The 21576-nt window shown below is 69.1% G+C and carries 25 protein-coding genes, 1 tRNA gene and 1 pseudogene; 17 read left to right on the top strand and 10 right to left on the bottom strand.

Annotation, left to right across the window (positions count from 1 at the left end; translation table 11 throughout):
- A partial coding sequence (locus GRC12_RS24765; protein WP_208781560.1) for an RDD family protein occupies nucleotides 1-504 on the top strand: 504 nt, incomplete at its 5' end.
- Between the two features lie 100 nt (nucleotides 505-604).
- Here GRC12_RS24765 and GRC12_RS24760 read toward each other — a convergent pair.
- Nucleotides 605-865 (bottom strand): hypothetical protein, encoded by a 261-nt coding sequence (locus GRC12_RS24760; protein ID WP_208781559.1) that lies wholly within the window; start codon nucleotides 863-865, stop codon nucleotides 605-607.
- A 376-nt stretch (nucleotides 866-1241) separates the two neighbouring features.
- Between GRC12_RS24760 and GRC12_RS24755 the strand changes: the two genes are divergently transcribed.
- Entirely contained in the window at nucleotides 1242-3596 is a 2355-nt protein-coding gene (locus tag GRC12_RS24755) for an immune inhibitor A domain-containing protein (RefSeq protein WP_208781558.1), read from the top strand.
- 134 nt (nucleotides 3597-3730) lie between these two features.
- Nucleotides 3731-4060, top strand: coding sequence for a hypothetical protein (locus GRC12_RS24750; protein WP_208781557.1), 330 nt, complete (start codon nucleotides 3731-3733; stop codon nucleotides 4058-4060).
- 58 nt (nucleotides 4061-4118) lie between these two features.
- Here the strand turns inward: GRC12_RS24750 and GRC12_RS24745 are convergent, their stop codons facing one another.
- Together GRC12_RS24745 and GRC12_RS24740 are read right to left on the bottom strand one after the other, a co-directional pair.
- Nucleotides 4119-4709: an isochorismatase family protein gene (locus tag GRC12_RS24745; RefSeq protein WP_208781556.1), complete on the bottom strand. Its 591-nt coding sequence runs from the start codon at nucleotides 4707-4709 to the stop codon at nucleotides 4119-4121.
- 73 nt (nucleotides 4710-4782) lie between these two features.
- Nucleotides 4783-6129, bottom strand: coding sequence for a nicotinate phosphoribosyltransferase (locus tag GRC12_RS24740; RefSeq protein ID WP_208781555.1), 1347 nt, complete (start codon nucleotides 6127-6129; stop codon nucleotides 4783-4785).
- 138 nt (nucleotides 6130-6267) lie between these two features.
- On the opposite strand from GRC12_RS24740, the gene clpS reads away from it, so the two are divergent.
- From clpS to GRC12_RS24710, 7 genes are all read left to right on the top strand, one after another.
- Complete coding sequence (gene clpS, locus GRC12_RS24735) at nucleotides 6268-6585, top strand: ATP-dependent Clp protease adapter ClpS (protein ID WP_133046323.1); 318 nt, start codon at nucleotides 6268-6270, stop codon at nucleotides 6583-6585.
- 41 nt (nucleotides 6586-6626) lie between these two features.
- Entirely contained in the window at nucleotides 6627-7229 is a 603-nt protein-coding gene (locus tag GRC12_RS24730; protein ID WP_208781554.1) for a DUF2017 domain-containing protein, read from the top strand.
- Nucleotides 7230-7561: 332 nt separating this feature from the next.
- Nucleotides 7562-8989: an amino acid permease gene (locus GRC12_RS24725; RefSeq protein ID WP_208781553.1), complete on the top strand. Its 1428-nt coding sequence runs from the start codon at nucleotides 7562-7564 to the stop codon at nucleotides 8987-8989.
- 85 nt (nucleotides 8990-9074) lie between these two features.
- Nucleotides 9075-9497, top strand: coding sequence for a Mov34/MPN/PAD-1 family protein (locus tag GRC12_RS24720; RefSeq protein WP_208781552.1), 423 nt, complete (start codon nucleotides 9075-9077; stop codon nucleotides 9495-9497).
- Nucleotides 9498-9576: 79 nt separating this feature from the next.
- Entirely contained in the window at nucleotides 9577-9672 is a 96-nt protein-coding gene (locus GRC12_RS46975) for a putative leader peptide (protein WP_358593903.1), read from the top strand.
- Between the two features lie 109 nt (nucleotides 9673-9781).
- Nucleotides 9782-10060, top strand: coding sequence for a MoaD/ThiS family protein (locus tag GRC12_RS24715; RefSeq protein WP_133046327.1), 279 nt, complete (start codon nucleotides 9782-9784; stop codon nucleotides 10058-10060).
- Between the two features lie 5 nt (nucleotides 10061-10065).
- Entirely contained in the window at nucleotides 10066-11016 is a 951-nt protein-coding gene (locus GRC12_RS24710) for a PLP-dependent cysteine synthase family protein (RefSeq protein ID WP_208781551.1), read from the top strand.
- Nucleotides 11017-11032: 16 nt separating this feature from the next.
- On the opposite strand, the gene GRC12_RS24705 is transcribed toward GRC12_RS24710, so the two are convergent.
- Entirely contained in the window at nucleotides 11033-11485 is a 453-nt protein-coding gene (locus GRC12_RS24705) for a type II toxin-antitoxin system PemK/MazF family toxin (protein WP_208781550.1), read from the bottom strand.
- 211 nt (nucleotides 11486-11696) lie between these two features.
- Between GRC12_RS24705 and GRC12_RS24700 the strand changes: the two genes are divergently transcribed.
- On the top strand, nucleotides 11697-12449 hold the full coding sequence (locus GRC12_RS24700; protein WP_208781549.1) for an MBL fold metallo-hydrolase: 753 nt from the start codon (nucleotides 11697-11699) through the stop codon (nucleotides 12447-12449).
- Nucleotides 12450-12546: 97 nt separating this feature from the next.
- On the opposite strand, the gene GRC12_RS24695 is transcribed toward GRC12_RS24700, so the two are convergent.
- Complete coding sequence (locus GRC12_RS24695; protein ID WP_133046331.1) at nucleotides 12547-13797, bottom strand: PTS transporter subunit EIIC; 1251 nt, start codon at nucleotides 13795-13797, stop codon at nucleotides 12547-12549.
- A gap of 248 nt (nucleotides 13798-14045) precedes the next feature.
- Here GRC12_RS24695 and GRC12_RS24690 point away from each other — a divergent pair, with 248 nt between their 5' ends.
- From GRC12_RS24690 to rdgB, 4 genes are all read left to right on the top strand, one after another.
- Nucleotides 14046-14279, top strand: coding sequence for a glucose PTS transporter subunit EIIB (locus tag GRC12_RS24690; protein WP_109498534.1), 234 nt, complete (start codon nucleotides 14046-14048; stop codon nucleotides 14277-14279).
- A 94-nt stretch (nucleotides 14280-14373) separates the two neighbouring features.
- Complete coding sequence (rph, locus tag GRC12_RS24685; protein ID WP_208781548.1) at nucleotides 14374-15111, top strand: ribonuclease PH; 738 nt, start codon at nucleotides 14374-14376, stop codon at nucleotides 15109-15111.
- 141 nt (nucleotides 15112-15252) lie between these two features.
- On the top strand, nucleotides 15253-15660 hold the full coding sequence (locus GRC12_RS24680) for a hypothetical protein (RefSeq protein ID WP_208781547.1): 408 nt from the start codon (nucleotides 15253-15255) through the stop codon (nucleotides 15658-15660).
- 34 nt (nucleotides 15661-15694) lie between these two features.
- The gene (rdgB, locus tag GRC12_RS24675; RefSeq protein ID WP_208781546.1) at nucleotides 15695-16297 is read left to right on the top strand and encodes an RdgB/HAM1 family non-canonical purine NTP pyrophosphatase; all 603 of its coding nucleotides are present in this window, start codon (nucleotides 15695-15697) and stop codon (nucleotides 16295-16297) included.
- A gap of 43 nt (nucleotides 16298-16340) precedes the next feature.
- Here rdgB and GRC12_RS24670 read toward each other — a convergent pair.
- From GRC12_RS24670 to bcp, 4 genes and pseudogenes are all read right to left on the bottom strand, one after another.
- Nucleotides 16341-16415: transfer RNA gene (locus GRC12_RS24670), tRNA-Leu, on the bottom strand.
- 15 nt (nucleotides 16416-16430) lie between these two features.
- The gene (locus tag GRC12_RS24665; RefSeq protein ID WP_208781545.1) at nucleotides 16431-17111 is read right to left on the bottom strand and encodes an HNH endonuclease; all 681 of its coding nucleotides are present in this window, start codon (nucleotides 17109-17111) and stop codon (nucleotides 16431-16433) included.
- Nucleotides 17108-17623: pseudogene (locus GRC12_RS24660) on the bottom strand (HNH endonuclease signature motif containing protein); the annotation flags it as partial. The gene GRC12_RS24665 and the pseudogene GRC12_RS24660, both read right to left, overlap by 4 nt.
- Nucleotides 17624-17792: 169 nt before the next feature.
- The gene (gene bcp, locus GRC12_RS24655) at nucleotides 17793-18260 is read right to left on the bottom strand and encodes a thioredoxin-dependent thiol peroxidase (protein ID WP_133046335.1); all 468 of its coding nucleotides are present in this window, start codon (nucleotides 18258-18260) and stop codon (nucleotides 17793-17795) included.
- A gap of 105 nt (nucleotides 18261-18365) precedes the next feature.
- On the opposite strand from bcp, the gene GRC12_RS24650 reads away from it, so the two are divergent.
- On the top strand, nucleotides 18366-18695 hold the full coding sequence (locus GRC12_RS24650; protein ID WP_133046336.1) for a DUF3618 domain-containing protein: 330 nt from the start codon (nucleotides 18366-18368) through the stop codon (nucleotides 18693-18695).
- Between the two features lie 73 nt (nucleotides 18696-18768).
- Nucleotides 18769-19071, top strand: coding sequence for a GroES family chaperonin (locus tag GRC12_RS24645; protein WP_244373722.1), 303 nt, complete (start codon nucleotides 18769-18771; stop codon nucleotides 19069-19071).
- A gap of 94 nt (nucleotides 19072-19165) precedes the next feature.
- On the opposite strand, the gene GRC12_RS24640 is transcribed toward GRC12_RS24645, so the two are convergent.
- A partial coding sequence (locus GRC12_RS24640) for a transglycosylase domain-containing protein (protein WP_439959904.1) occupies nucleotides 19166-21576 on the bottom strand: 2411 nt, incomplete at its 5' end.

The raw sequence follows: 21576 nt of genomic DNA, 5'->3' as shown, positions 1-21576 counted from the left end.
CCCCCGTACGGCCAGCCGCCCTACAGCGGTGGCGCCCCCCACGGCGGCGACCCCCTCGCCGGCATGCCCCCGCTCGCCGACAGCGGAAAACGCACGCTCGCGCGGATCATCGACCTGATCCTCGTCGGCATCGTCGTCTGGCTGGTCACCTGGCCGATCCACGCGTACACGGTGACCGGGGACAAGGTCGAGTACAGCAAGTCCTTCGCGCAGTCCCTGGTCGCGGCCGTCCTCTACATCGGCTACGACACCGTCATGATCAGCAAGTCGGGCCAGACGCTCGGCAAGAAGTGGCTCAACATGCGGGTGGCGAACCTCGACAACGGCGCCACCCCGTCCGTCCAGAGCAACCTGGCCCGCGCCGCCGTGCTGTGGATCCCCTTCGCGTTCTGCTGCGCGTGCATCTGGACCGCGATCTCGGGCGGCTGGAGCTACTTCGACCGGCCCTACAAGCAGGGCCTGCACGACAAGGCGGCGAAGACGGTGGTGGTCAGCACCAACTGAGGCCCGGAGGCGGCTGGTTGAGGCACCACAGCGGCCGTAGGCCGACCGCCGTGCGCCGAACCGCCGTACATCACACCGCCGTACGTCACACCGCCGTACGTCACACCGACGTCGAGGAGCCCGTCGCCGCCACCGGCACGGGCTCTTCGGCCTGTTCGGCCGCCGGCCGGTGCGCGGCGACGACCCGGGACCTGGGCAGCGGCACCGTCATGGCGACCAGCAGCCCGAGCGCGAGCGCGGCCGCGGCGATGACGGCGATCCCCACGCCCGAACTCGTCTGTGACAGCAGCAGCATGGCGAGCGTCGAGAAGATCACGGTGCAGGATCCGTAGGCGAGCTGTGCGGCAGTCGGACGAGGCATGGCAATCGTGTCCTCGGAAGTGGGGGTCCACGGGGGTGTCGGCCTGGCTTTCCGCCGGTTCTGGGGCGTGCCGCCAATCGACTCTAATCGCGTGTGTGCCCGAGCGGAACGAACAGTAAGCGTGACCTAACCGACACGGCCGGTGCACGGGGGGCGCACGGAGTCATACCGTCCACCACGTGGACGAACTCGCGCGCCCGTTCGACCAGTAGGCAGGTGTGGGCTCGAGGATCGCCGCAGTGTCCACGGTGTCCGGTAAGCGGACTTTGGCTCCCGCATAGTGCAATTGATATGCACAAGTCAAGCCTGTTTTTTCTTAACAACTTCTAGTCGAATTACGTCACTTCACTTACCACCTTGACCACGAGGAACTCAAGTGACGCATAGAGCCTGGACGTTCAGGACGGCAGCGGTGGGAGTCGCGCTGGCCGCGGCCACCGCCACGTTCTCGACGTTCGCAGTGGCGCAGGCCGCCGACAGCGCCAAGTCCGCCACCGTGGACCGCCATGACCCGGCGGCGGTCGGCAGCATGAAGGAGCACGACCTCGACGGTCCGCTCTCCAAGACTCAGGACGCCCAGCGCAGGGAGGCGCTCGACCAGGTCATATCCGGCAAGAGCCAGGTCAAGGACCGCGACGGTTCGCGGGTCGTCCAGCTCAAGAGCAGGAAGGGCGACAGCAAGTACGTCGAGCTCGGCCGGGAGAAGACCGACCGGATCTTCACCATCCTGGTGGAGTTCGGGGACCAGACCGACCCCCGCTACGGCGGCACGGCCGGCCCGCTGCACAACCGGATCGCCCAGCCGGACCGCACCAAGGACAACTCCACGGCCTGGCAGGCGGACTACAACCAGAAGCACTTCCAGGACCTCTACTTCGGCACCGGCAAGAACACCGAGTCGCTGAAGAAGTACTACGAGAAGCAGTCCTCGGGGCGCTACTCGGTCGACGGCGAGGTCACCGACTGGGTCAAGGTCCCCTACAACGAGGCCCGTTACGGCAACAACGCCTGCGGCTCGACCACCTGCTCCAGCGTCTGGAACCTGGTGCGCGACGGCCTGACCGCCTGGGTCGCCGGCCAGAAGGCGGCCGGCGAGTCCGACGCCGACATCAAGGCGGACCTCGCCCAGTACGACCAGTGGGACCGCTACGACTACGACGGCGACGGCGACTTCAACGAGCCCGACGGTTACGTCGACCACTTCCAGATCGTGCACGCCGGCGAGGACGAGTCCGCGGGCGGCGGCGCCCAGGGCACCGACGCCATCTGGGCGCACCGCTGGTACGCCTTCGGCACCGACGCCGGCGCGACGGGCCCGGCGAACAACAAGCTGGGCGGCACCCAGGTCGGCGACACCGGCGTCTGGGTCGGCGACTACACGATGCAGCCGGAGAACGGCGGACTCGGCGTCTACGCCCACGAGTACGGTCACGACCTCGGTCTGCCGGACGAGTACGACACCAACGGCGGCGACAACTCCACCGGTTTCTGGACCCTGATGTCCTCCGGTTCCTGGCTAGGCACCGGCAAGCAGGCCATCGGCGACCTGCCGGGCGACATGAACGCCTGGGACAAGCTGCAACTGGGCTGGCTGAACTACGACGTCGCCAAGGCGGGCACCAGGTCCGCGCACAAGCTGGGCGTCGCCGAGTACAACACCAAGAACAAGCAGGCCCTGGTGGTCACGCTGCCCGACAAGGCGGTCACCACCGAGATCGTCACCCCGGCCCAGGGCTCGACCCAGTGGTGGAGCGGCAGCGGCGACAACCTCAAGAACACGCTGACCCGTGACGTGGACCTCACCGGCAAGAAGTCGGCGGCCCTGACGCTCGACGGCTGGTACGACATCGAGTCCGGCTACGACTACCTCTACACCGAGGTGTCCACCGACGGCGGCGCCAACTGGACCGCCCTGGACGGCACGGTGGACGGCCAGGCCCTCCCGCGCGACGGCAGCGACAAGCCGGCGCTCACCGGCACGGTCGACGCCTACAAGAAGCTCGCCTACCCGCTGGACGCCTACGCCGGCCAGAAGATCCAGCTGCGCTTCCGCTACCAGACCGACGGCGGCGTCGCGCTCAAGGGGTTCGCGGCCGACGAGATCACCGTCACCGCCGACGGTACGGCCGTCTTCTCCGACAACGCCGAGGCGGCGGAGGCGGGTTGGACGGCGAGCGGCTTCTCCCGCGTCGGCGCGTCCTTCACCAAGGACTACAAGCAGTACTACATCGCGGAGAACCGCCAGTACGTGTCGTACGACAAGACCCTCAAGGTCGGCCCGTACAACTTCGGCTTCTCGACGACCCGTCCGGACTGGGTGGAGCACTACCCGTACCAGAACGGCCTGTTGATCTGGAAGTGGGACACCTCCCAGGCGGACGACAACACCAGCGTCCACCCGGGCACCGGTCTGATCCTGCCGGTCGACTCCCACCCGACGGCGCTGAAGTGGTCCGACGGCACGCTGATGCGCAACCGCGTCCAGTCCTACGACTCGCCGTTCAGCCTGTACCCGACGGACGGCATCACGCTGCACAACGCGGACGTGGCGACCAAGATCAAGTGGTCCTCCGGGGTGCCGGTCTTCAACGACCACACGAGCACCTACTACGACCCGTCGAACCCGACCGGCGGTGTCAAGATCACTGACACCAACACCAAGATCAAGATCGTCCGGGAGGCCCTGGACGGCTCGACGATCTCCCTCCAGGTCGGCCCCGCGGTGAAGTAGTCGGTATTTCCGCAGGTCAGAAGCGTATCGGCGGTGACCCCCTGGCGGGTCGCCGCCGATCGTGTTTAGGTGCGTCCTGTGCTGTTCTTATTGACAGTCCCATTCGACGCCGACACGCACGGGGTGTGACCTGCATGGCCGCAGGAGGTTTCTGCAAGCTGCCGACCGGCAGCGTGGTGGTGGCTCTGAACCTGCCCAGACCCACCGCCCACGGCACGGGCTCCGTCCGTGTCCTCGTCCACGCCCGCAACCGGGCGCGCGCCCTGACCAGGCTGCGCAACCTCGGCATGCGCGCGGTCTACCTGCGGGGCAACGCCGCCCCGCCGACCCCGGACGAGATCACCGCCGTCCTGCACCACCCCGACGGGCTGATATGGCGAACGGCCCCGGACAACGGTGTCACCGTGACCGAGCTGTGGCACCCGATCAGGGCCCTGATGCGCACCCCGGCGGCCTCGGCGTGACCCGCCCGGCCCACTCCCCGGGGCCCGTCCCGTGGCCTGCGGACCTCCGCAACAGGCCCTACGCCACGACCGGCTTCCCGGTGAGCTCCACGCCCGCCTCGCGCAGTTCCTCGACCGCCCGCTCCGTGCTCTCCGCGGCGACCCCGGCGGTCAGGTCCAGCAGCACCTGCGTACGGAACCCCTCCCGCGCGGCGTCCAGCGCGGTGGCGCGCACGCAGTGGTCGGTGGCGATGCCGACCACGTCCACCTCGGCGACGCCGCGCGAGCGCAGCCAGTCGCCGAGCTTCGTCCCGTTCTCGTCGGTGCCCTCGAACCCGCTGTAGGCCGCCGAGTACGCCCCCTTGTCGAAGACGGCGTCGATCGCGCCGGAGGCGACGGCGGGGGCGAAGTTCGGGTGGAAGCCGACGCCCTCCGTGCCGGCGACGCAGTGCGCGGGCCAGGAGTGCACGAAGTCGGGGTTGTCGGCGAAGTGTCCGCCGGGCGCGATGTGGTGGTCCCGGGTGGCCACCACGTGCTGGTATCCGGAGCCGCCCGCCTGTCCGATCAGCTCGGTGACGGCGGCGGCCACCTCGGCACCCCCGGCCACGGCGAGGCTGCCCCCCTCGCAGAAGTCGTTCTGCACGTCTACGACGATCAAGGCGCGGCGCATGGTGGGTGTCCTTCGACTTGTGTGGGTTACGAGCCTAGAGACTCGGACGGCACTGCGGGAGGGCGCACCGCATTTAGCTACCCGAGCGCCCCTGCGCGTACTCCGTGGGAAGGACGGCCTCTCCGCGCGACAACTGGGTGGCCGACAGCGGCAGGTTGGCGAGCGCCGCCACGTGCCGGTCGCGTGCGGCGTCCAGCGGCTCGCGGGCGACCACGTCACCGCCCTTGACCAGCTCCACGATCAGCTGCCGCTCGGCCAGCTCGGCCGGGACCGCGCCCGTGCCGACGACCTCCGCCTCCGCCACCCCGTCCGCGTCGAGGCGCCGCGCGGCCCACTTGCGCCCCCCGACGGACGTCTTGCCGCCGCTGGACTTCTTCGCGACCGGCACCAGCGGCGCCTTCGGGTCGTCGGACTCGGCGCGGGCGACCAGCTTGTAGACCATGGAGGCCGTCGGATGCCCGGACCCGGTCACCAGCTGCGTACCGACGCCGTACGCGTCCACGGGCGCCGCCGCCAGGGAGGCGATGGCGTACTCGTCGAGGTCCGAGGTGACGATGATCTTCGTGCCCCTCGCGCCCAGCTCGTCCAGCTGCTGCCGCACCCGGTGTGCGACCAGCAGCAGGTCCCCGGAGTCGATGCGCACGGCGCCCAGCTCCGGCCCGGCGACCTCGACGGCCAGCCGCACGGCCTCGGTGACGTCGTAGGTGTCCACGAGCAGGGTGGTGCCCCGGCCCAGCGAGTCGACCTGGGCGCGGAAGGCGTCCCGCTCGTGGTCGTGGAGCAGGGTGAAGGCGTGCGCGGAGGTGCCGACGGTGGGGATGTTGTAGCGGAAGCCGGCCGCGAGGTCGGAGGTGGAGGCGAAGCCGCCGACGTAGGCGGCCCGGGAGGCGGCGACGGCGGCCAGCTCGTGGGTGCGGCGGGCGCCCATCTCGATCAGCGGGCGGTCGCCCGCGGCGGAGGACATGCGGGAGGCGGCCGCCGCGATCGCGGAGTCGTGGTTGAGGATGGAGAGGATCACCGTCTCCAGCAGCACGCACTCGGCGAAGGACCCCTCGACGCGCATGATCGGCGACCCGGGGAAGTACACCTCCCCCTCGGGATAGCCCCAGATGTCGCCGCCGAAGCGGTATCCGGCGAGCCACTGAAGGGTCGGCTCGTCGACGATGTTCCGCTCGCGCAGGAAGCCGAGGACGCCCGCGTCGAAGCGGAAGTTCTCCACCGCGTCCAGGACCCGCCCGGTGCCCGCGACGACGCCGTAGCGGCGCCCGTCCGGCAGCCGCCGGGTGAAGACCTCGAAGACACTGCGCCGCTCGGCGGTACCGGCCTTCAGCGCGGCCTGCAGCATCGTCAGCTCGTACTGGTCCGTGAAGAGCGCCGTCGAGGGAACGTCCACCGGCAGCCCAAGGTCCGCTACATCCACGAAAGCTCTCCTAGCCACGATTCGCAGGGCGCCCCCAGGTCGGCCGGGGGCCCGGGGGTCGTCCCCCGGTGTATGCAGCATGACGAAGATGCTACACCCCTTCGCGTCAGTGTGACGATTTGTGTGGCCCGTGGCAGCATGGGCCATGTGACGTCACCCGCTCCCGTAGAGATCGAACGCACCGAGTCGGCGGAGGAGGTCTTCGCCGTACCCGAGCCGGACGTCCCCTGGGTCACGATCGTCCACAACGACCCGGTCAACCTCATGAGCTACGTGACGTACGTCTTCCAGACGTATTTCGGGTACACCAAGGACAAGGCCACCAAGCTCATGCTCGATGTCCACCACAAGGGCCGGGCGGTCGTCTCCAGCGGTACCCGCGAGGAGATGGAACGCGACGTGCAGGCCATGCACGGCTACGGCCTGTGGGCCACCCTCCAGCAGGACCGGAAATGACCCCCATCCGCCCGCAGGACCGGAAGTAGCGACTGCCCTCCATGCCAGGACACTTCGAACCGCTCCCCGGCGGCGGTGCGGCCGTCGCGCTCGACGACGTCGAGATCTCCATCATCCGGTCGCTCGCCGTCCAGCTGCTGGAACTCATCGGCCCCGGGCCCGGCGAGGACGCGCCCGACGACCCGCTCGCCGAGCTGTTCGCCGAGGGCCCGAGCGAGCCGCCCAAGGACCCGGTGCTCAAGCGGCTCTTCCCGGACGCCTACAGCGACCCCGAGGGCGCCCCGGGCCCCCAGGAGGCGCAGGAGGCCCAGGCGTACTCCGCCGAGTTCCGCCGCTACACGGAGAACGACCTGCGGGCCGGCAAGCGCGACAACGCGCTCGCGGTGATCCGCACCCTGGACGCGCTCACCCCGGGCACCGACGGCGGCGCGGTGCTCAAGCTGTCTCCCGAGCAGTCCCGGCAGTGGCTGGGCTCCCTCAACGACCTGCGCCTGGCGATCGGCTCCCGGCTGGAGATCACCGACGAGGACGACACCGACGTCCTCTACCGGCTCCCGGACGAGAACCCCCGTAAGCCCATGGTGATGGCCTATCTGTGGCTGGGCGGGCTCCAGGAGACGCTCGTGAACACACTCCTGCCCTGACTCGCACCCATATGTGACGGTTCCGTGTTCGCTCAGAGGACGCTCAAATCCGGATAACGATCACGTCACCGTGACCGTCACGAATGCCCGCGTCGCGCGTTCTTTGTCCGCTTCTCCCTGTGGCGTGCGCCACTTCCGCTCCCGATGATCAACGTTGCGGCCGTGATAAATCTTCACGACCGCCCGGCGAACACCACCCATGTGCGCCGGGTGCGCCACCGAGCCGGCGACCGCCGGCCAGGCACAGGCTCCATCGCAATCCGGGGGGATCGAGATCCGGTCCGCGGCCGACGAGAGGCCCGGGCCGGGACATGGAGAAAGGCGCACCACACATGACCTCCGCTCAGGTCGACACCTCGGAGCAGGCCTCCGAAGAGGGGTACGAGCGCGGACTCGGCAGCCGCCAGGTCCAGATGATCGCGATCGGCGGCGCCATCGGCGTCGGCCTCTTCCTGGGAGCCGGGGCGAACATCGCCAAGGCCGGCCCCAGCCTCATCCTGATGTACGCCCTCGCCGGCGCCATCGTCTTCTTCATCATGCGCGCGCTCGGCGAACTGCTCCTGTACCGCCCGGTCTCGGGCTCCTTCGCGGAGTACTCCCGCGAGTTCCTCGGCCCGTTCTTCGGCTACTTCACCGGCTGGACGTACTGGCTGATGTGGGTCGTCACCGGCATGGCCGAGCTGACGGCCGCCGCGATCTACGTCAACTACTGGTTCCCGGCCATCCCCCAGTGGGTGACCGCCCTGGTCTTCCTGGTGATCCTCTTCGGGGTCAACCTGATCTCCGTGAAGCTCTTCGGAGAGCTCGAGTTCTGGTTCTCGATGGTCAAGGTCACCGCGCTGATCGGCATGATCGTGATCGGCCTCGGTGTCCTCACCTTCGGCTTCAGCTCCGCCGGCGACACCGCCGCGGTCGCCAACCTCTGGCAGTTCGACGGCTTCTTCCCCAAGGGCATCGGCTCCTCCCTGATGACCCTGCAGGGCGTCATGTTCGCCTACCTCGCGGTCGAGCTGGTCGGCGTCACGGCCGGCGAGTCCGAGAACCCCGAGAAGACCCTCCCCAAGGCGATCAACACCCTCCCCTGGCGCATCGCCCTCTTCTACGTCGGCGCGCTCACCGTCATCCTCTGCGTCGTGAAATGGACGGAGTTCGCACCGGGCGTCTCCCCGTTCGTCGCGGCGTTCGCGAAGATCGGCATCCCGGCCGGCGCCGGCATCGTCAACTTCGTCGTCCTCACCGCGGCCCTGTCGTCCTGCAACTCCGGCATGTACTCCACCGGCCGCATGCTGCGCACCCTGGCCGACAACGGCGAGGCCCCGAGGGGCTTCCAGAAGCTGTCCGCCACCAGGACGCCGGCGCTCGGCATCACCGTCTCGGTCCTCTTCATGGGCATCGGCGTGGTCCTCAACTACGTGGTCCCGGAGAAGGCGTTCGGCTACGTCACCTCGGTGGCCACCGCGGCCGGCATCTGGACCTGGCTGATGATCCTGATCAGCCACGTCCTCTACCGGCGCGCGGTCGTCGCCGGCCGCCTGCCCGCGTCCTCCTTCCCGGCGCCGGGCGGCGCTGTGTGCAGCTGGATCGCCATCGTGTTCCTGCTCTTCGTCACGGGCCTGATCGCCTACGACGCCGACTCCCGCGTCTGCCTGTACGTGATGGCGGGCTGGGCCGCGGCCCTGGGCGCCGGCTGGGCCGTGCTGCGGACCCGCAACCCCGAGGTCACCCGGCGCAGCGAGCCGGAGCTGGAGAAAGTCGGCTGACTGTCCGGCATGTGGCTGTCCGGCATGTGGGCCGCTCCGTACCGTCCCTCGGTACGGAGCGGCCCTCCTGCTTATCCTGGCGAGCATGCTGACCATCACCCAGGCCCTCGTCGACCAGATCGTCGCGCACGCGCGCAAGGACCACCCCGACGAGGCGTGCGGCGTCGTCGCGGGCCCGGCCGGCTCGGACCGCCCCGAGCGCTTCATCCCGATGCTGAACGCGGCCATGTCGCCCACGTTCTACGAGTTCGACTCCGGCGATCTGCTGAAGCTCTACCGCGAGATGGACGACCGCGACGAGGAGCCGGTGGTGATCTACCACTCCCACACCGCCACCGAGGCCTACCCCTCCCGCACCGACATCTCCTACGCCAACGAACCCGGCGCCCACTACGTCCTGGTCTCCACCGCGGACACCGACGGCCTCGGCGACTTCCAGTTCCGCTCGTACCGCATCGTGGAAGGCGAGGTCACCGAGGAGGAGGTCACGGTCGTGGAGACGTACTGATCTCGCAGTTCGGACAGAATTCATCCACCATGCGGGATCACACTCCGGCCCGGCGACCGGGAATCGATACGATGAGCCCATGGTTCTGAACGACGTGAGCATCCAGGCGCCGAGCGTGCTGCTCGTGGCGCGGCTGCACGTCGACCTGTGCAGGCTCAACAGCGCCATCTGTTGACGCTGCCCTGCCGCCGTACGGCCGTGAGCCGCGGCACCCGGAGCACCACCCGCACTTCGCGCCGCCGCGCGCCCACCGATCCGACACCTTCCGACAGGAGCCCGCAACCATGGCCATCGAGGTCCGCATCCCCACCATCCTCCGCACCTACACCGACGGCCAGAAGGCGGTGGAGGGCACCGGGGACACCCTCGCCGAACTCTTCGCCGACCTCGAGACCCGCCACACGGGCATCCAGGCCCGCATCGTGGACGGCGGTGAACTGCGCCGCTTCGTCAACGTCTACCTCAACGACGAGGACGTCCGCTTCCTCGACGGCATCAACACCAAGGTCGCCGACGGCGACAACGTCACGATCCTGCCGGCCGTGGCCGGCGGCATGGCCTGATCCGGATGCGGTACGACTCCCCGCTGGCCGCGGTCGGCAACACCCCCCTGGTGTGCCTGCCGCGGCTGTCGCCGTCCGCCGACGTCCGCATCTGGGCCAAGCTGGAGGACCGCAACCCGACCGGCTCGGTCAAGGACCGTCCCGCCCTGCACATGATCGAGCAGGCGGAGAAGGACGGCCGCCTCACCCCGGGCTGCACGATCCTCGAGCCGACCAGCGGCAACACCGGCATCTCCCTCGCCATGGCCGCCAAGCTCAAGGGCTACCGCATGGTGTGCGTGATGCCCGAGAACACCTCCCAGGAGCGCCGGGACCTGCTCGGCATGTGGGGCGCCGAGATCATCTCCTCCCCGGCCGCGGGCGGCTCCAACACCGCCGTGCGCGTCGCCAAGGAACTCTCCGCCGAGCATCCCGACTGGGTGATGCTGTACCAGTACGGCAACCCGGACAACGCCGGCGCCCACTACGCCACCACGGGCCCCGAGATCCTCGCCGACCTCCCCTCCATCACGCACTTCGTGGCCGGCCTCGGCACCACGGGCACCCTGATGGGCGTCGGCCGCTACCTGCGCGAGAACAAGCCGGACGTGCAGATCGTCGCCGCCGAGCCGCGCTACGACGACCTGGTGTACGGCCTGCGCAACCTCGACGAGGGCTTCGTACCCGAGCTGTACGACGCCTCCGTGCTGACCACCCGCTTCTCGGTCGGCTCCGCCGACGCCGTCACCCGTACCCGTGAACTCCTCCAGCAGGAGGGCATCTTCGCGGGCGTCTCCACGGGCGCGGCGCTGCACGCGGCGATCGGCGTCGGCAGGAAGGCCCTCAAGGCCGGCGAGTCCGCCGACATCGCGTTCGTCGTGGCGGACGGCGGCTGGAAGTACCTCTCGACCGGCGTCTACACGGCGGCGACGACGGAGGAAGCGATCGAGACGCTGCACGGCCAGCTCTGGGCTTAGGGCCAGGCCGGCCGCCTCAGGTCGCCAGGTGACGGACCTGGTCCCACAGGACCGGGTCCACCATCCCCACCCTGCGCCGGAACTCCCACACCGGCACCTCACGCAACTCGGCGGTCTCCAGGAAGCTGGCCCGCCCGCGGGAATCGTCGACGGCACCCGGCGGCAGCGGGATCACCCCGGCCCGCTCGTCGCGGTACTTGCTGGTGATCTTCGCGACGGTCACCCGCTCCCCGTGCACCACCAGCACCAGACAGGGCCGGTCCTTGCGGCCCGGCCCGTCCTCGAACGGTACGTTCGCCCACCAGATCTCCGCCGGCCGCGGCCGTGCGTCCTTCCGCCCGCCCGGCCGTCCCGGCGGCCGGGACCGCCGTCCCGAGGGCCGCCGCCCCCGCCCCCATCCGTCGACGAGCGTGGCGACCAGCGCGAGCAGTACGACCGCGGCGAGCGCCAGCCACCATGACGTGTCCATACGAAGACGTTACCGGGGCGCGCGTCGCGTCGCGCGCCCTCTCTCGCGCCTCACCCGCCCCGCTTCCAGCCGAACCGGTGACACCACAGGTGAGTTCGCCCACAACAGCCCCTGGTGGAGGAGCGACGAGCTGTTTTGCGCCTTACGCTCGACGGACCGCACGACCCCCGTCTCCTTCCGGAAAAGTCCCGCCAGCGGAGGTTTCTGTTTCATGAAGCTCACCGTCGTCGGCTGCTCGGGGTCGTTCCCGTCCGCGGAATCGGCCTGCTCGAGCTACCTCGTCGAGGCCGACGGCTTCCGGCTGCTTCTCGACATGGGCAACGGTGCCCTCGGCGAGCTGCAGCGCCACTGCGGTCTCTACGACCTCGACGCGATCTTCCTCAGCCATCTGCACGCCGACCACTGCATCGACATGTGCGCGTACTTCGTCGCGCGCTACTACCGCCACGACGGCGGCCGCTGCGACCCGATCCCGGTCTACGGCCCCGAGGGCACCGAACACCGCCTGACCACCGCCTACGCGGACACTCCCACCGCCTCCTCCATGAGCGAGGTCTTCGACTTCCACACGGTCAAGCCGTCCACGTTCGAGATCGGCCCGTTCACGGTGCACACGGAACGAGTGGCCCATCCCGTGGAGGCGTACGGCATCCGCGTCGAGCACGGCGGTCGCGTCCTGACGTACTCAGGCGACACGGGCGTCAGCCCCGCCCTGGACGAACTCGCCCGCGACGCCGACCTGTTCCTGTGCGAGGCCGCCTTCACGCACGGCAAGGAGAACATCCCCGACCTGCACCTCAACGGCCGCGAGGCGGGTGAGACGGCGGCCCGCGCGGGCGCCCGCCGCCTGGTCCTCACCCACATCCCCCCGTGGACCGACCCGCAGGTCAACGTGACCGACGCCCGCGCCGTCTTCGACGGCCCGGTCGACCTGGCGGCCCCGAGGCTGTCATACGAGATCTGACCCCGACGGCACGACTCCCACGGCACGACTCCCACGGCACGACCAAGGCCCCGGCACCTCCTCGGTGCCGGGGCCTTCGCGCGAGTGGTGCCGGTTCTCACGCTGTGGTGAGCTCCTCGACCTCCTCCTCGGGCTCGCGGCCCGGGGTGGGGAGGTTCCACTTGGTGATGGCGAAGCGGAAGACGAAGTAGTAGATCGCGCCGAAGACCAGACCGATGGGGATGATCAGCCAGGGCTTGGTGGCCAGGCTCCAGTTGAGGCCGTAGTCGATCGCGCCGGCCGAGAAGGTGAAGCCGGCGTGCACGCCGAGCGCCCAGGTGACCGCCATGGACAGGGCGGTGAGCACCGCGTGGATGCCGTACAGCACCGGGGCGATGAACATGAACGAGAACTCGATCGGCTCGGTCACACCGGTCACGAAGGAGGTGAGCGCGAGCGAGATCATCATGCCCATCACGGCCTTGCGGCGCTCGGGACGGGCCGAGTGGGCGATCGCGATGGCGGCGGCCGGCAGACCGAACATCATGATCGGGAAGAAGCCCGACATGAACTGACCGGCGGTCGGGTCACCCGCGAAGAACCGGGTGAGGTCGCCGTGCACGACGGTGCCGGTGGCGTCCTTGAAGTCGCCGATCTGGAACCAAGCCACCGAGTTGACGAACTGGTGCATGCCGATCGGGATCAGGCCACGGTTGATCAGACCGAACAGGCCGGCGCCGAAGGCCCCGAGACCGGTGATCCACTCGCCGACGTGCGAGATGCCCTCGCCGATGGGCTTCCAGACCAGACCGAAGAAGACGCCCATGGCGGTGCCGACGAACGCCATGATGATCGGCACCAGCCGGCGGCCGTTGAAGAAGCCGAGCCAGTCCACCAGCTTCTTGCGGTGGTAGCGCTGCCACAGCACCGCGGACAGCAGACCCATGATGATGCCGCCGAGCACACCGGGGTTGTTGTAGGTCGCGGGAATGTCCGCGCCCGCCTGGATCTTCGCCGCGGTGACCGGGAACGCCTTGAGGACGTTGCTGTAGACCAGGAAGCCGACGAGCGCCGCGAGGGCCGTCGAGCCGTCCGACTTCTTCGCGAAGCCGATCGCGACACCGATACAGAACAGCATCGGCAGGTTGTCGAAGATCGCGCCACCCGCCGTGGCGAACACCGCCGTGACCTTGTCGGGCAGGTGCAGCTTGTCATGGATGTCCTGCTGGCCCAGACGCAGCAGGATGCCCGCCGCCGGCAACACGGCGATCGGGAGCTGCAGGCTGCGACCAACCTTCTGCAGGCCCTGGAACAGGCCTGATCCCCGCTTCTTGGCGGGGGCCGCCGGGGGCGCGGTGGCGGTGCTCATAGACTTCCTCCATCGGGTGGTGGTCTACACCACTCAGTGGTGTAGACCTGTTGTAGCAGATGAAGATGGCATAAGGAACCCGCGATTCCAGTGACGGTCGGGCTACTTTCCGCGATGGCTTCATGGCGTCCTCCCGGTCCTCCGGGCAGGGGAAATCGCCGTCTCGGCACTCATCAGTTGGCGGCCGCCCCGCAAGTGGTGTAGACCAGTCTCGCGAAGTTGGGCCAACTGTGCGTGAGGAGACCGACATGGCCAGCAAGGCTGAGAAGATCGTCGCCGGACTCGGCGGCATCGACAACATCGAAGAGGTCGAGGGCTGCATCACCCGCCTGCGCACCGAGGTCAACGACGCCTCGCTGGTCGACGAGGCCGCCCTGAAGGCCGCCGGCGCCCACGGCGTCGTCAAGATGGGCACCGCGATCCAGGTCGTCATCGGCACCGACGCCGACCCCATCGCGGCGGAGATCGAAGACATGATGTGACCCCCGCCCAGGCGGGCCGGGACCTCCACAGGAGCCAGGGGTTCCTCCCGACGCGGGAGGAGCCCCTTCCGTATGGGCGGATAGGCTCAGCGGCATGTCTCGAATCGACGGCCGCACCCCCGAACAACTCCGCCCGATCACCATCGAACGCGGCTGGAGCAAGCACGCCGAGGGCTCCGTCCTCGTCTCCTTCGGCGACACCAAGGTGCTGTGCACCGCCTCCTTCACCGAAGGCGTCCCGCGCTGGCGCAAGGGCAGCGGCGAGGGCTGGGTCACCGCCGAGTACTCCATGCTGCCCCGCGCCACCAACACCCGCGGCGACCGCGAGTCCGTCCGCGGCAAGATCGGCGGCCGTACCCACGAGATCTCCCGCCTCATCGGCCGCTCCCTGCGCGCCGTCATCGACTACAAGGCACTCGGCGAGAACACCGTCGTCCTCGACTGCGACGTCCTCCAGGCCGACGGCGGCACCCGCACCGCCGCTATCACCGGCGCCTACGTCGCCCTCGCCGACGCCGTCGCCTGGGCACAGGGCAAGAAACTGATCAAGCCCGGCCGCCAGCCCCTCACCGGAACCGTCTCCGCGGTCTCCGTCGGCATCGTCGGCGGCGTCCCGCTCCTCGACCTCCGCTACGAGGAGGACGTACGGGCCGACACCGACATGAACGTCGTCTGCACCGGCGACGGCCGCTTCGTCGAGGTCCAGGGCACCGCCGAGGCCGAGCCCTTCGCCCGCGAGGAACTCGACACCCTCCTCGACCTGGCCGTCACCGGCTGCGCGGAACTCGCCGTCCTCCAGCACAAGGCGCTTGATACCGCCCTCGAAAAGTAAAGGGCGCACCAAGAAAGGCGGACGGCCGGGGCAACCAGCGCCGCCCGCTCCGGCGTCCCTACAAGTGCGGGCGCACGGCACACCACCGTGCGCCCGACCACGGGGGCCTCACCGGGGCCTGGACAGGGAGGACACACCGTCATGGCCGCGAGCCGAGGCCGCCGCAGTCGCCGTACCGTCATCACCCTCGCCGCCCTGGCCGCCCTCGGCCTGACGACGGGCCTCGCCACCGGATGCGACGCCGTCGACAAGGCCATCGACTGCGTCCAGACCGCCGACACCATCGCCGACAGCGTCACCGCACTCCAGCAGGCCGTCGAGAACGCGGGCAGCGACCCCACCCAGCTCGACCAGTCCCTCGCCTCCATCGACAAGAACCTCGACAAGATCGGCGACAGGACCGACAACGTCGACGTCAACAAGGCGGTCGACGACCTCGGCAAGGCCGTGGACAACGTCCGTACGGCCGTGAAGAACGGCGACAACACACCCGACGTCACCCCCGTGACCGACGCGGCAGGCGAACTCACCAAGGTCTGTACGTCGTGACGGGCGCCGGCCGGGGACCGGGATACTGAACGGCATGACGCGCTTGATCCTCGCCACCCGCAACGCCGGAAAGATCACCGAACTCAGGGCGATCCTCGCCGACGCAGGCCTGCCCCACGAACTGGTCGGCGCGGACGCCTACCCCGACGTCCCCGACGTCAAGGAAACCGGCGTGACCTTCGCCGAGAACGCCCTCCTCAAGGCCCACGCCCTCGCCCGCGCCACCGGCCTGCCCGCCGTCGCCGACGACTCCGGCCTCTGCGTCGACGTCCTGGGCGGCGCCCCCGGCATCTTCTCGGCCCGCTGGTCCGGCCGGCACGGCGACGACAAGGCCAACCTGGACCTCCTCCTGGCCCAGCTCTCCGACATCGACGACACCCACCGCGCCGCCCACTTCGCCTGCGCGGCAGCCCTCGCTCTCCCGGACGGCACGGAACGGGTGGTCGAGGGCCGCCTGCGGGGTTCGCTGCGCCACGCCCCCACCGGCACGAACGGCTTCGGCTACGACCCGATCCTCCAGCCGGAGGGGGAGTCCCGAACGTGCGCGGAGCTGACCGCGGAGGAGAAAAACGCGATCAGCCACCGGGGGAAGGCGTTTCGGGCGCTTGTGCCGGTGGTGCGGGAGCTGTTGGGCTGAGGCCGAAGGGCGCCTCACCTGTGGTGCGGCGCCCTTCGCAGGGTGGGCCCGGTGGGACTCGAACCCACGACATACCGGATCTAAACCGGCATCCTCTTGCCAGCTGGGATACGGGCCCGCAGCCCTGCCTACTCTACTGGGAGCTGGGCGCTGCTCGCTGTCTGCCTCCCCTGCACCAGGTGCTGGTGATCGCGTGGCAGTTGGGGCAGAGCAACCGCAGGTTCTCCCGTCGGTCGTCGCTCCAGTCGCCATTGATGTGGTCGACCTCCAGGGTCATGGGCCGGCCGAGCCACTCGGGACCTGTTCCGCACTCGGCGCACTGCTCGGGTACGCCCACCTCCAGCAGTGCCCGGCGGAGCAGATGAGTCCTGGTCCTGCGCTGGCCGTCATGCTGGACAAGGATGTCCTCGGCGCGCCTGAGCGGTGTGGTGCCCGGCCCGCCGCGTTGATGGGCCTGTCCAAGGAAGTGGGCGGTGTCGAGACCGTCCTCGTTCACCCAGCATCGGAGCTGAGCGCGCAACCTGCCGTTGTAGGGCTCCATCCCCAGAGCGCGAAGCGTATCGGCGATGGAGGTTGCTCCTGCGACCGCACGGCGCAGCTCGTCGGCGGCTGGTCGGGCGGGCACTCCCCTTGCTCGTCTCTGGCGGGGCATGTGCGAGACGTCGATTCCGAAGTGGTCGAAGCGATGGAAAAGGTGACGGCGCAGTTGGCCGTATGGCCGGGTGCCGAAGAAGGCGATGACCTCATCGATGTCCGAACACTGGGCGGCGGCTTCTGCCAGCCGTTCCCGGGTGTACTGCACGCCGCTGCTCATGAAGTCCTCGCTTTGCCGCGCCCCCGGTAACTGTCCGTTGTTGAGTGGCAGTTGGGGCACAGGAATCGCAGGTTCTCGATGCGGTTGTCGCGCCAGTTGCCGTCTATGTGATCGACCTCCAGCGGGAGCGGATGCCCTCGCCAGACCGCTTCCGTCCCGCATTGGGCGCACCGTTCTTGCATCCCCAGTGCTGTCATCGCCGTCTTGAGCCGATCGCTAGGGATGCGCCGAGCCTGGCCGAGGGGCTGCTCGACGAGTAGCCCCTCGGGTGTGCGGGGGCGCCACGCTTTGCCGCGTCGGGTCGGCACCTGAAAGTGCGAGGTGTCGATCCCGTATGCCTTGATCCGGCGACTGATGTGTGTGTGGTGCCCGCCGACGACCTCCAGCCCGAGATGCCGCAGGACGTCACACATGTTTGTCGACGCCGAGACTGCCACCTCCAGGATCTGGCGCGTCCACTTGACCCCCTCCCGCTCGAAGTGCGACGTATCCACCCCCAGCTTCCGCATCCGCTCCACTCCCTGGTGTACGCACTGGCCCCCATCACACCCCTCCGTCCCGGCCACGCGTTCGTGGCTCGTACGGAGTAACGAACAGCTCATCGGACCGTCACGCCCGGAACGTGAAGCGGCTCGCGCCGGGGTGCTCCGGTGCGAGCCGCTGACCCGGCGGGAAGGAGCCTCAGATCCCCAGGTCCTTGATGATCTTGGCTACGTGGCCGGTGGCTCGGACGTTGTAGAGGGCTCGTTCGACCTTGCCCTCTTCGTCGACGATGATCGTGGAGCGGATGACGCCCATGTACGTCTTGCCGTAGTTCTTCTTCTCGCCGTACGCGCCGTAGGACTCGGTGACCTTCTTGTCCGGGTCGGCGGCCAGGGTGACCTTCAGGGACTCCTTCTCGCGGAACTTCGCCAGCTTCTCCGGGGCGTCCGGGGAGATGCCGATGACGTCGTAGCCGGCGCCGGCCAGGACGTCGAGGTTGTCCGTGAAGTCGCAGGCCTGCTTGGTGCAGCCGGGCGTGAGGGCCGCCGGGTAGAAGTAGACGATGACCTTGCGGCCCTTGTGGGCCGACAGGGAGACGTCGTTGCCGTCGGCGTCGGGGAGGGTGAAGTCGGGGGCCACGTCCCCGGGCTGGAGTCGCTCGCTCATCGGAACAGCGTAACCGGGGGTCCTGACAGTGCGGCGGCACGCGGAGCTGACAGACTGTCCAGAACAAGCGACAACAAGGCATCGGCTGACTTCGGAGGCCCCACGGTGGCGGACACGTCGGACACCAGAACCCCGGCGCAGATCGAGGCGGACATCAAAGCCCGCCGCGTAGTGCTGGCCGAGACCCTGGACGAGATCGGGGTGCGTGTGCACCCGAAGACCATCGTCGGTGACGCCAAGGCCAAGGTCGTGTCCAATATCGATCACACGCTGGGCCGGGCGTACGTCGGCGTCAACAAGGCCGTCACCGACGTCAGGGCCCGGTTCGTGGACGAGGAGGGCGCGCCCCGGCTGGAGCGGATCGTGCCGGTCGCCCTGGTCGCCGTGGGCCTGGTGGGGCTGCTCGCTCTCGGCACCCGACGGCGCAAGAGCTGACGGAGAGCTGTAGGTTCGGGACGTGAGCGCCAACAGAAACGAGCAGAGCACCCACGACAAGCTGCCCATCCGGATGCTGCACGACCGGGTGCTGGTCAAGCAGGAGACCGGTGAGGGCGAGCGGCGGTCCGGCGGGGGCATCCTGATCCCCGCCACCGCGGCGGTGGGGCGGCGGCTGGCGTGGGCAGAGGTCGTCGCCGTCGGCCAGAACGTGCGGACGGTGGAGCCGGGCGACCGTGTGCTGTACGACCCCGAGGACCGCGCCGAGGTCGAGGTACGGGGCGTGGCGTACGTGCTGATGCGCGAGCGCGACCTGCACGCCGTGGCCGCGGACCGCTTCGAGGGCTCGGAGGACACGACGGGCCTCTATCTCTGAAGCCCTGACATCTCCGCAGCAACGGTTCCGAGAACGTCGAAGGGGCCGGTGACCACCGTCACCGGCCCCTTCGACGTTCACTGCCCGCGGTGTGTCACTGTCTGCGGCTGGTGGACTGGGGGCCCGCCGCCGTGCCGGTGGTCGTGCCTCCGTTGTCCGCCCCGTTCGTGCCGCCGTCCGTGCCCCCGTCCGTGCCGCCGGTGTCGCCTCCCGTGGTGCCGGTCGTCGTACCGCCGTTGGTCGTGCCCGTGGTCGTGCCGCCGTTGGTCGTGCCGCCCGTGGTGCCGCCGTTGGTCGTGTCGCCGGTGGTGCCGCCGGTGGTCGTCGGGCCGCCCGTCGTGGGCGTCCCGCCGGTCGTCGGCGTACCGCCGTTGGTCTGCCCCTGGGTCGGGCCCTGGTCGGTCTGGCCGCCCGTGGTGGTCGTACCGCCGTTGTCCTGGCCGCCGGTGCCGGGGGCCGCCGACTGGGGCGGGGCCTGGGTCTCGTCGGCGCCCGGCATCAGCTGCAGGTCGAAGTCGCTCACCGACCGCCCCTTCAGCGCCGCCTTGGTGTACTGCGCCCAGATCTGCGCAGGCGGGCCACCGCCGTTGACGCGCTGCAGCCCCATCGCGCCGTACAGCGACTTGTGCTGGGCGGTCACCGGGTCCTGGCCCATCACGGAGACGACCGTCGCCAGGTCGGGGGTGTAGCCGGCGAACCAGGCGGCCTTGTCGTCCTCCGCGGTACCGGTCTTGCCCGCGGCGGGGCGGCCGGCGCCCTGCGCGGCGGTCGCGGTGCCGTTCTCGACCACGCTCTGCAGGATCGAGGTCGTCGTGTCGGCGGCCTCCCGGCTGACGGCCTGGGTGGTCCTGTCCTTCGGCAGTTCCACCTTCTCGCCGTTCCTGGTGATCGACGCGATGATCGTGTACGTGTGCCGCTCGCCGTGGTTGGCGAGCGTCGCGTAGGCCTCCGCCATGTCGAGGACGCTGGCGGTGTTCACGCCGAGGGCGATGGACGGGGTCGCGGTCAGGTCGGGTGTGTCGGCGGGGATGCCCAGGTCGATGGCGGTCTGCTTCACCTTCGACGGGCCGACATCCACGGCCATCTGCGCGTACACCGCGTTGACGGACTTGTCGGTGGCGGTGCGCACGGTGATGTTGCCGTAGGAGACGTCGTCCTCGTTCGCGGGCGCGTAGCTTCCGCCGGCCCAGCCCTGTACGGGGCGCTTGTTCGTGCCGTCGTAGTAGGTGTTGGGGGTGATGACCTGGCCGTCCTGGGTCTCGGAGTGGTTCTGGACGGCCGAGGCGAACACGATCGGCTTGAAGCTGGAGCCGACCTGGAAGTCGCCGCGGGTCGCGCCGTTCGTGTACTGCTTGACGTAGTCGATGCCGCCGTACATCGCGACGACCTTGCCGGTCTTCGGGTCGACGGAGGCGCCGCCGGCGCGGACGTAGTTGTCGACCTTGCGGTTCTTCTTGTCGAGGTGGTCGATCACCTGGTTGTCGACGGCCTTGACGAAGGCGTTCTGCTTGTTCTTGTCGAGCGTGGTGGTGATGCGGTAGCCGCCGGCCGCGAGCTCGTCCGAGCTGACGATCTTGTTCTTGGCGAGGTAGCTCTCCACGGCCTTGACGATGTAGCCGCGCTGGCCGGACATGCCGGTGGAGAGGGTCTGCTCCTTCGGCATCGGGAACTGCAGGGTCGCCCGCTTCGCCTCGGTCAGCCAGCCCATCTTGACCATGCCGTCCAGGACGTAGTTCCAGCGGGCCACGGCCGCCGCCTTGTTCTCCGGGTGCGCGACGACGTCGTACTCGCTGGGCGCGTTGACGAGCGCGGCGAGGTAGGCGGCGCGGGCCGGGTCGAGGTCGGTGGAGTCCATGCCGTAGTAGGCCTGGGCGGCGGCCTGGATGCCGTAGGCGTTGCGGCCGAAGTAGCTGGTGTTGAGGTAGCCCTCGAGGATCTGGTCCTTGGACTTCTCCCGGTCCAGCTTGATGGCGATGAAGAACTCCTTCACCTTGCGGGTGACGGTCTGCTCCTGGGCCAGGTAGTAGTTCTTCACGTACTGCTGGGTGATCGTCGAACCGGACTGCTTGCCCTTGCCGGTCGCGGTGTTCCAGCCGGCGCGCAGCATCGCCTTGGGGTCGACGGCGGACTCGGTGTAGAAGTCGCGGTCCTCGGCGGCCAGGACGGCGTGCTGGGCGTCCTTGGAGACCTGGGCGAGGGGCACGTTCTCCCGGTTGATGTCGCCGTCGCGGGCGATCTGGGAGCCGTCGGCGTAGAGGTAGACGTTGGCCTGCTTCATCGCGAGGGCGTTGGCGTTCGGGATCTGCACGAGCGAGTACCCGAGGAAGAACAGCCCGACCAGCAGCAGCACGCCGATGACGAAGGTGCCGAGCACCATCCGCCACGTCGGAATGATCCGCCGCCACCCGGTCCGCTTGGGCCGCTTCCCCTTCTTCCCGCCACCGCCACCGCCACCGGCACCGGCAGCGGGGGGTGCGGCGGGTGCGACAGCAGCCGCGTCACCAC

Source organism: Streptomyces griseorubiginosus (genome assembly GCF_017614965.1).
Classification (GTDB): domain Bacteria; phylum Actinomycetota; class Actinomycetes; order Streptomycetales; family Streptomycetaceae; genus Streptomyces; species Streptomyces griseorubiginosus_B.
Note: the sequence above shows the minus strand (reverse complement) of the source record. Positions and strands in the feature narration are given on the sequence as shown.

Bases quoted from the DNA above. Each gene is read 5' to 3' on its own strand.
- GRC12_RS24760 (WP_208781559.1), bottom strand. From the start codon at position 865: ATGCCTCGTCCGACTGCCGCACAGCTCGCCTACGGATCCTGCACCGTG.
- GRC12_RS24750 (WP_208781557.1), top strand. From the start codon at position 3,731: ATGGCCGCAGGAGGTTTCTGCAAGCTGCCGACCGGCAGCGTGGTGGTG.
- GRC12_RS24745 (WP_208781556.1), bottom strand. From the start codon at position 4,709: ATGCGCCGCGCCTTGATCGTCGTAGACGTGCAGAACGACTTCTGCGAG.
- clpS (WP_133046323.1), top strand. From the start codon at position 6,268: ATGGGCCATGTGACGTCACCCGCTCCCGTAGAGATCGAACGCACCGAG.
- GRC12_RS24730 (WP_208781554.1), top strand. From the start codon at position 6,627: ATGCCAGGACACTTCGAACCGCTCCCCGGCGGCGGTGCGGCCGTCGCG.
- GRC12_RS24725 (WP_208781553.1), top strand. From the start codon at position 7,562: ATGACCTCCGCTCAGGTCGACACCTCGGAGCAGGCCTCCGAAGAGGGG.
- GRC12_RS24720 (WP_208781552.1), top strand. From the start codon at position 9,075: ATGCTGACCATCACCCAGGCCCTCGTCGACCAGATCGTCGCGCACGCG.
- GRC12_RS46975 (WP_358593903.1), top strand. From the start codon at position 9,577: ATGGTTCTGAACGACGTGAGCATCCAGGCGCCGAGCGTGCTGCTCGTG.
- GRC12_RS24715 (WP_133046327.1), top strand. From the start codon at position 9,782: ATGGCCATCGAGGTCCGCATCCCCACCATCCTCCGCACCTACACCGAC.
- GRC12_RS24710 (WP_208781551.1), top strand. From the start codon at position 10,066: ATGCGGTACGACTCCCCGCTGGCCGCGGTCGGCAACACCCCCCTGGTG.
- GRC12_RS24705 (WP_208781550.1), bottom strand. From the start codon at position 11,485: ATGGACACGTCATGGTGGCTGGCGCTCGCCGCGGTCGTACTGCTCGCG.
- GRC12_RS24700 (WP_208781549.1), top strand. From the start codon at position 11,697: ATGAAGCTCACCGTCGTCGGCTGCTCGGGGTCGTTCCCGTCCGCGGAA.
- GRC12_RS24695 (WP_133046331.1), bottom strand. From the start codon at position 13,797: ATGAGCACCGCCACCGCGCCCCCGGCGGCCCCCGCCAAGAAGCGGGGA.
- GRC12_RS24690 (WP_109498534.1), top strand. From the start codon at position 14,046: ATGGCCAGCAAGGCTGAGAAGATCGTCGCCGGACTCGGCGGCATCGAC.
- rph (WP_208781548.1), top strand. From the start codon at position 14,374: ATGTCTCGAATCGACGGCCGCACCCCCGAACAACTCCGCCCGATCACC.
- GRC12_RS24680 (WP_208781547.1), top strand. From the start codon at position 15,253: ATGGCCGCGAGCCGAGGCCGCCGCAGTCGCCGTACCGTCATCACCCTC.
- rdgB (WP_208781546.1), top strand. From the start codon at position 15,695: ATGACGCGCTTGATCCTCGCCACCCGCAACGCCGGAAAGATCACCGAA.
- GRC12_RS24665 (WP_208781545.1), bottom strand. From the start codon at position 17,111: ATGAGCAGCGGCGTGCAGTACACCCGGGAACGGCTGGCAGAAGCCGCC.
- bcp (WP_133046335.1), bottom strand. From the start codon at position 18,260: ATGAGCGAGCGACTCCAGCCCGGGGACGTGGCCCCCGACTTCACCCTC.
- GRC12_RS24645 (WP_244373722.1), top strand. From the start codon at position 18,769: ATGCTGCACGACCGGGTGCTGGTCAAGCAGGAGACCGGTGAGGGCGAG.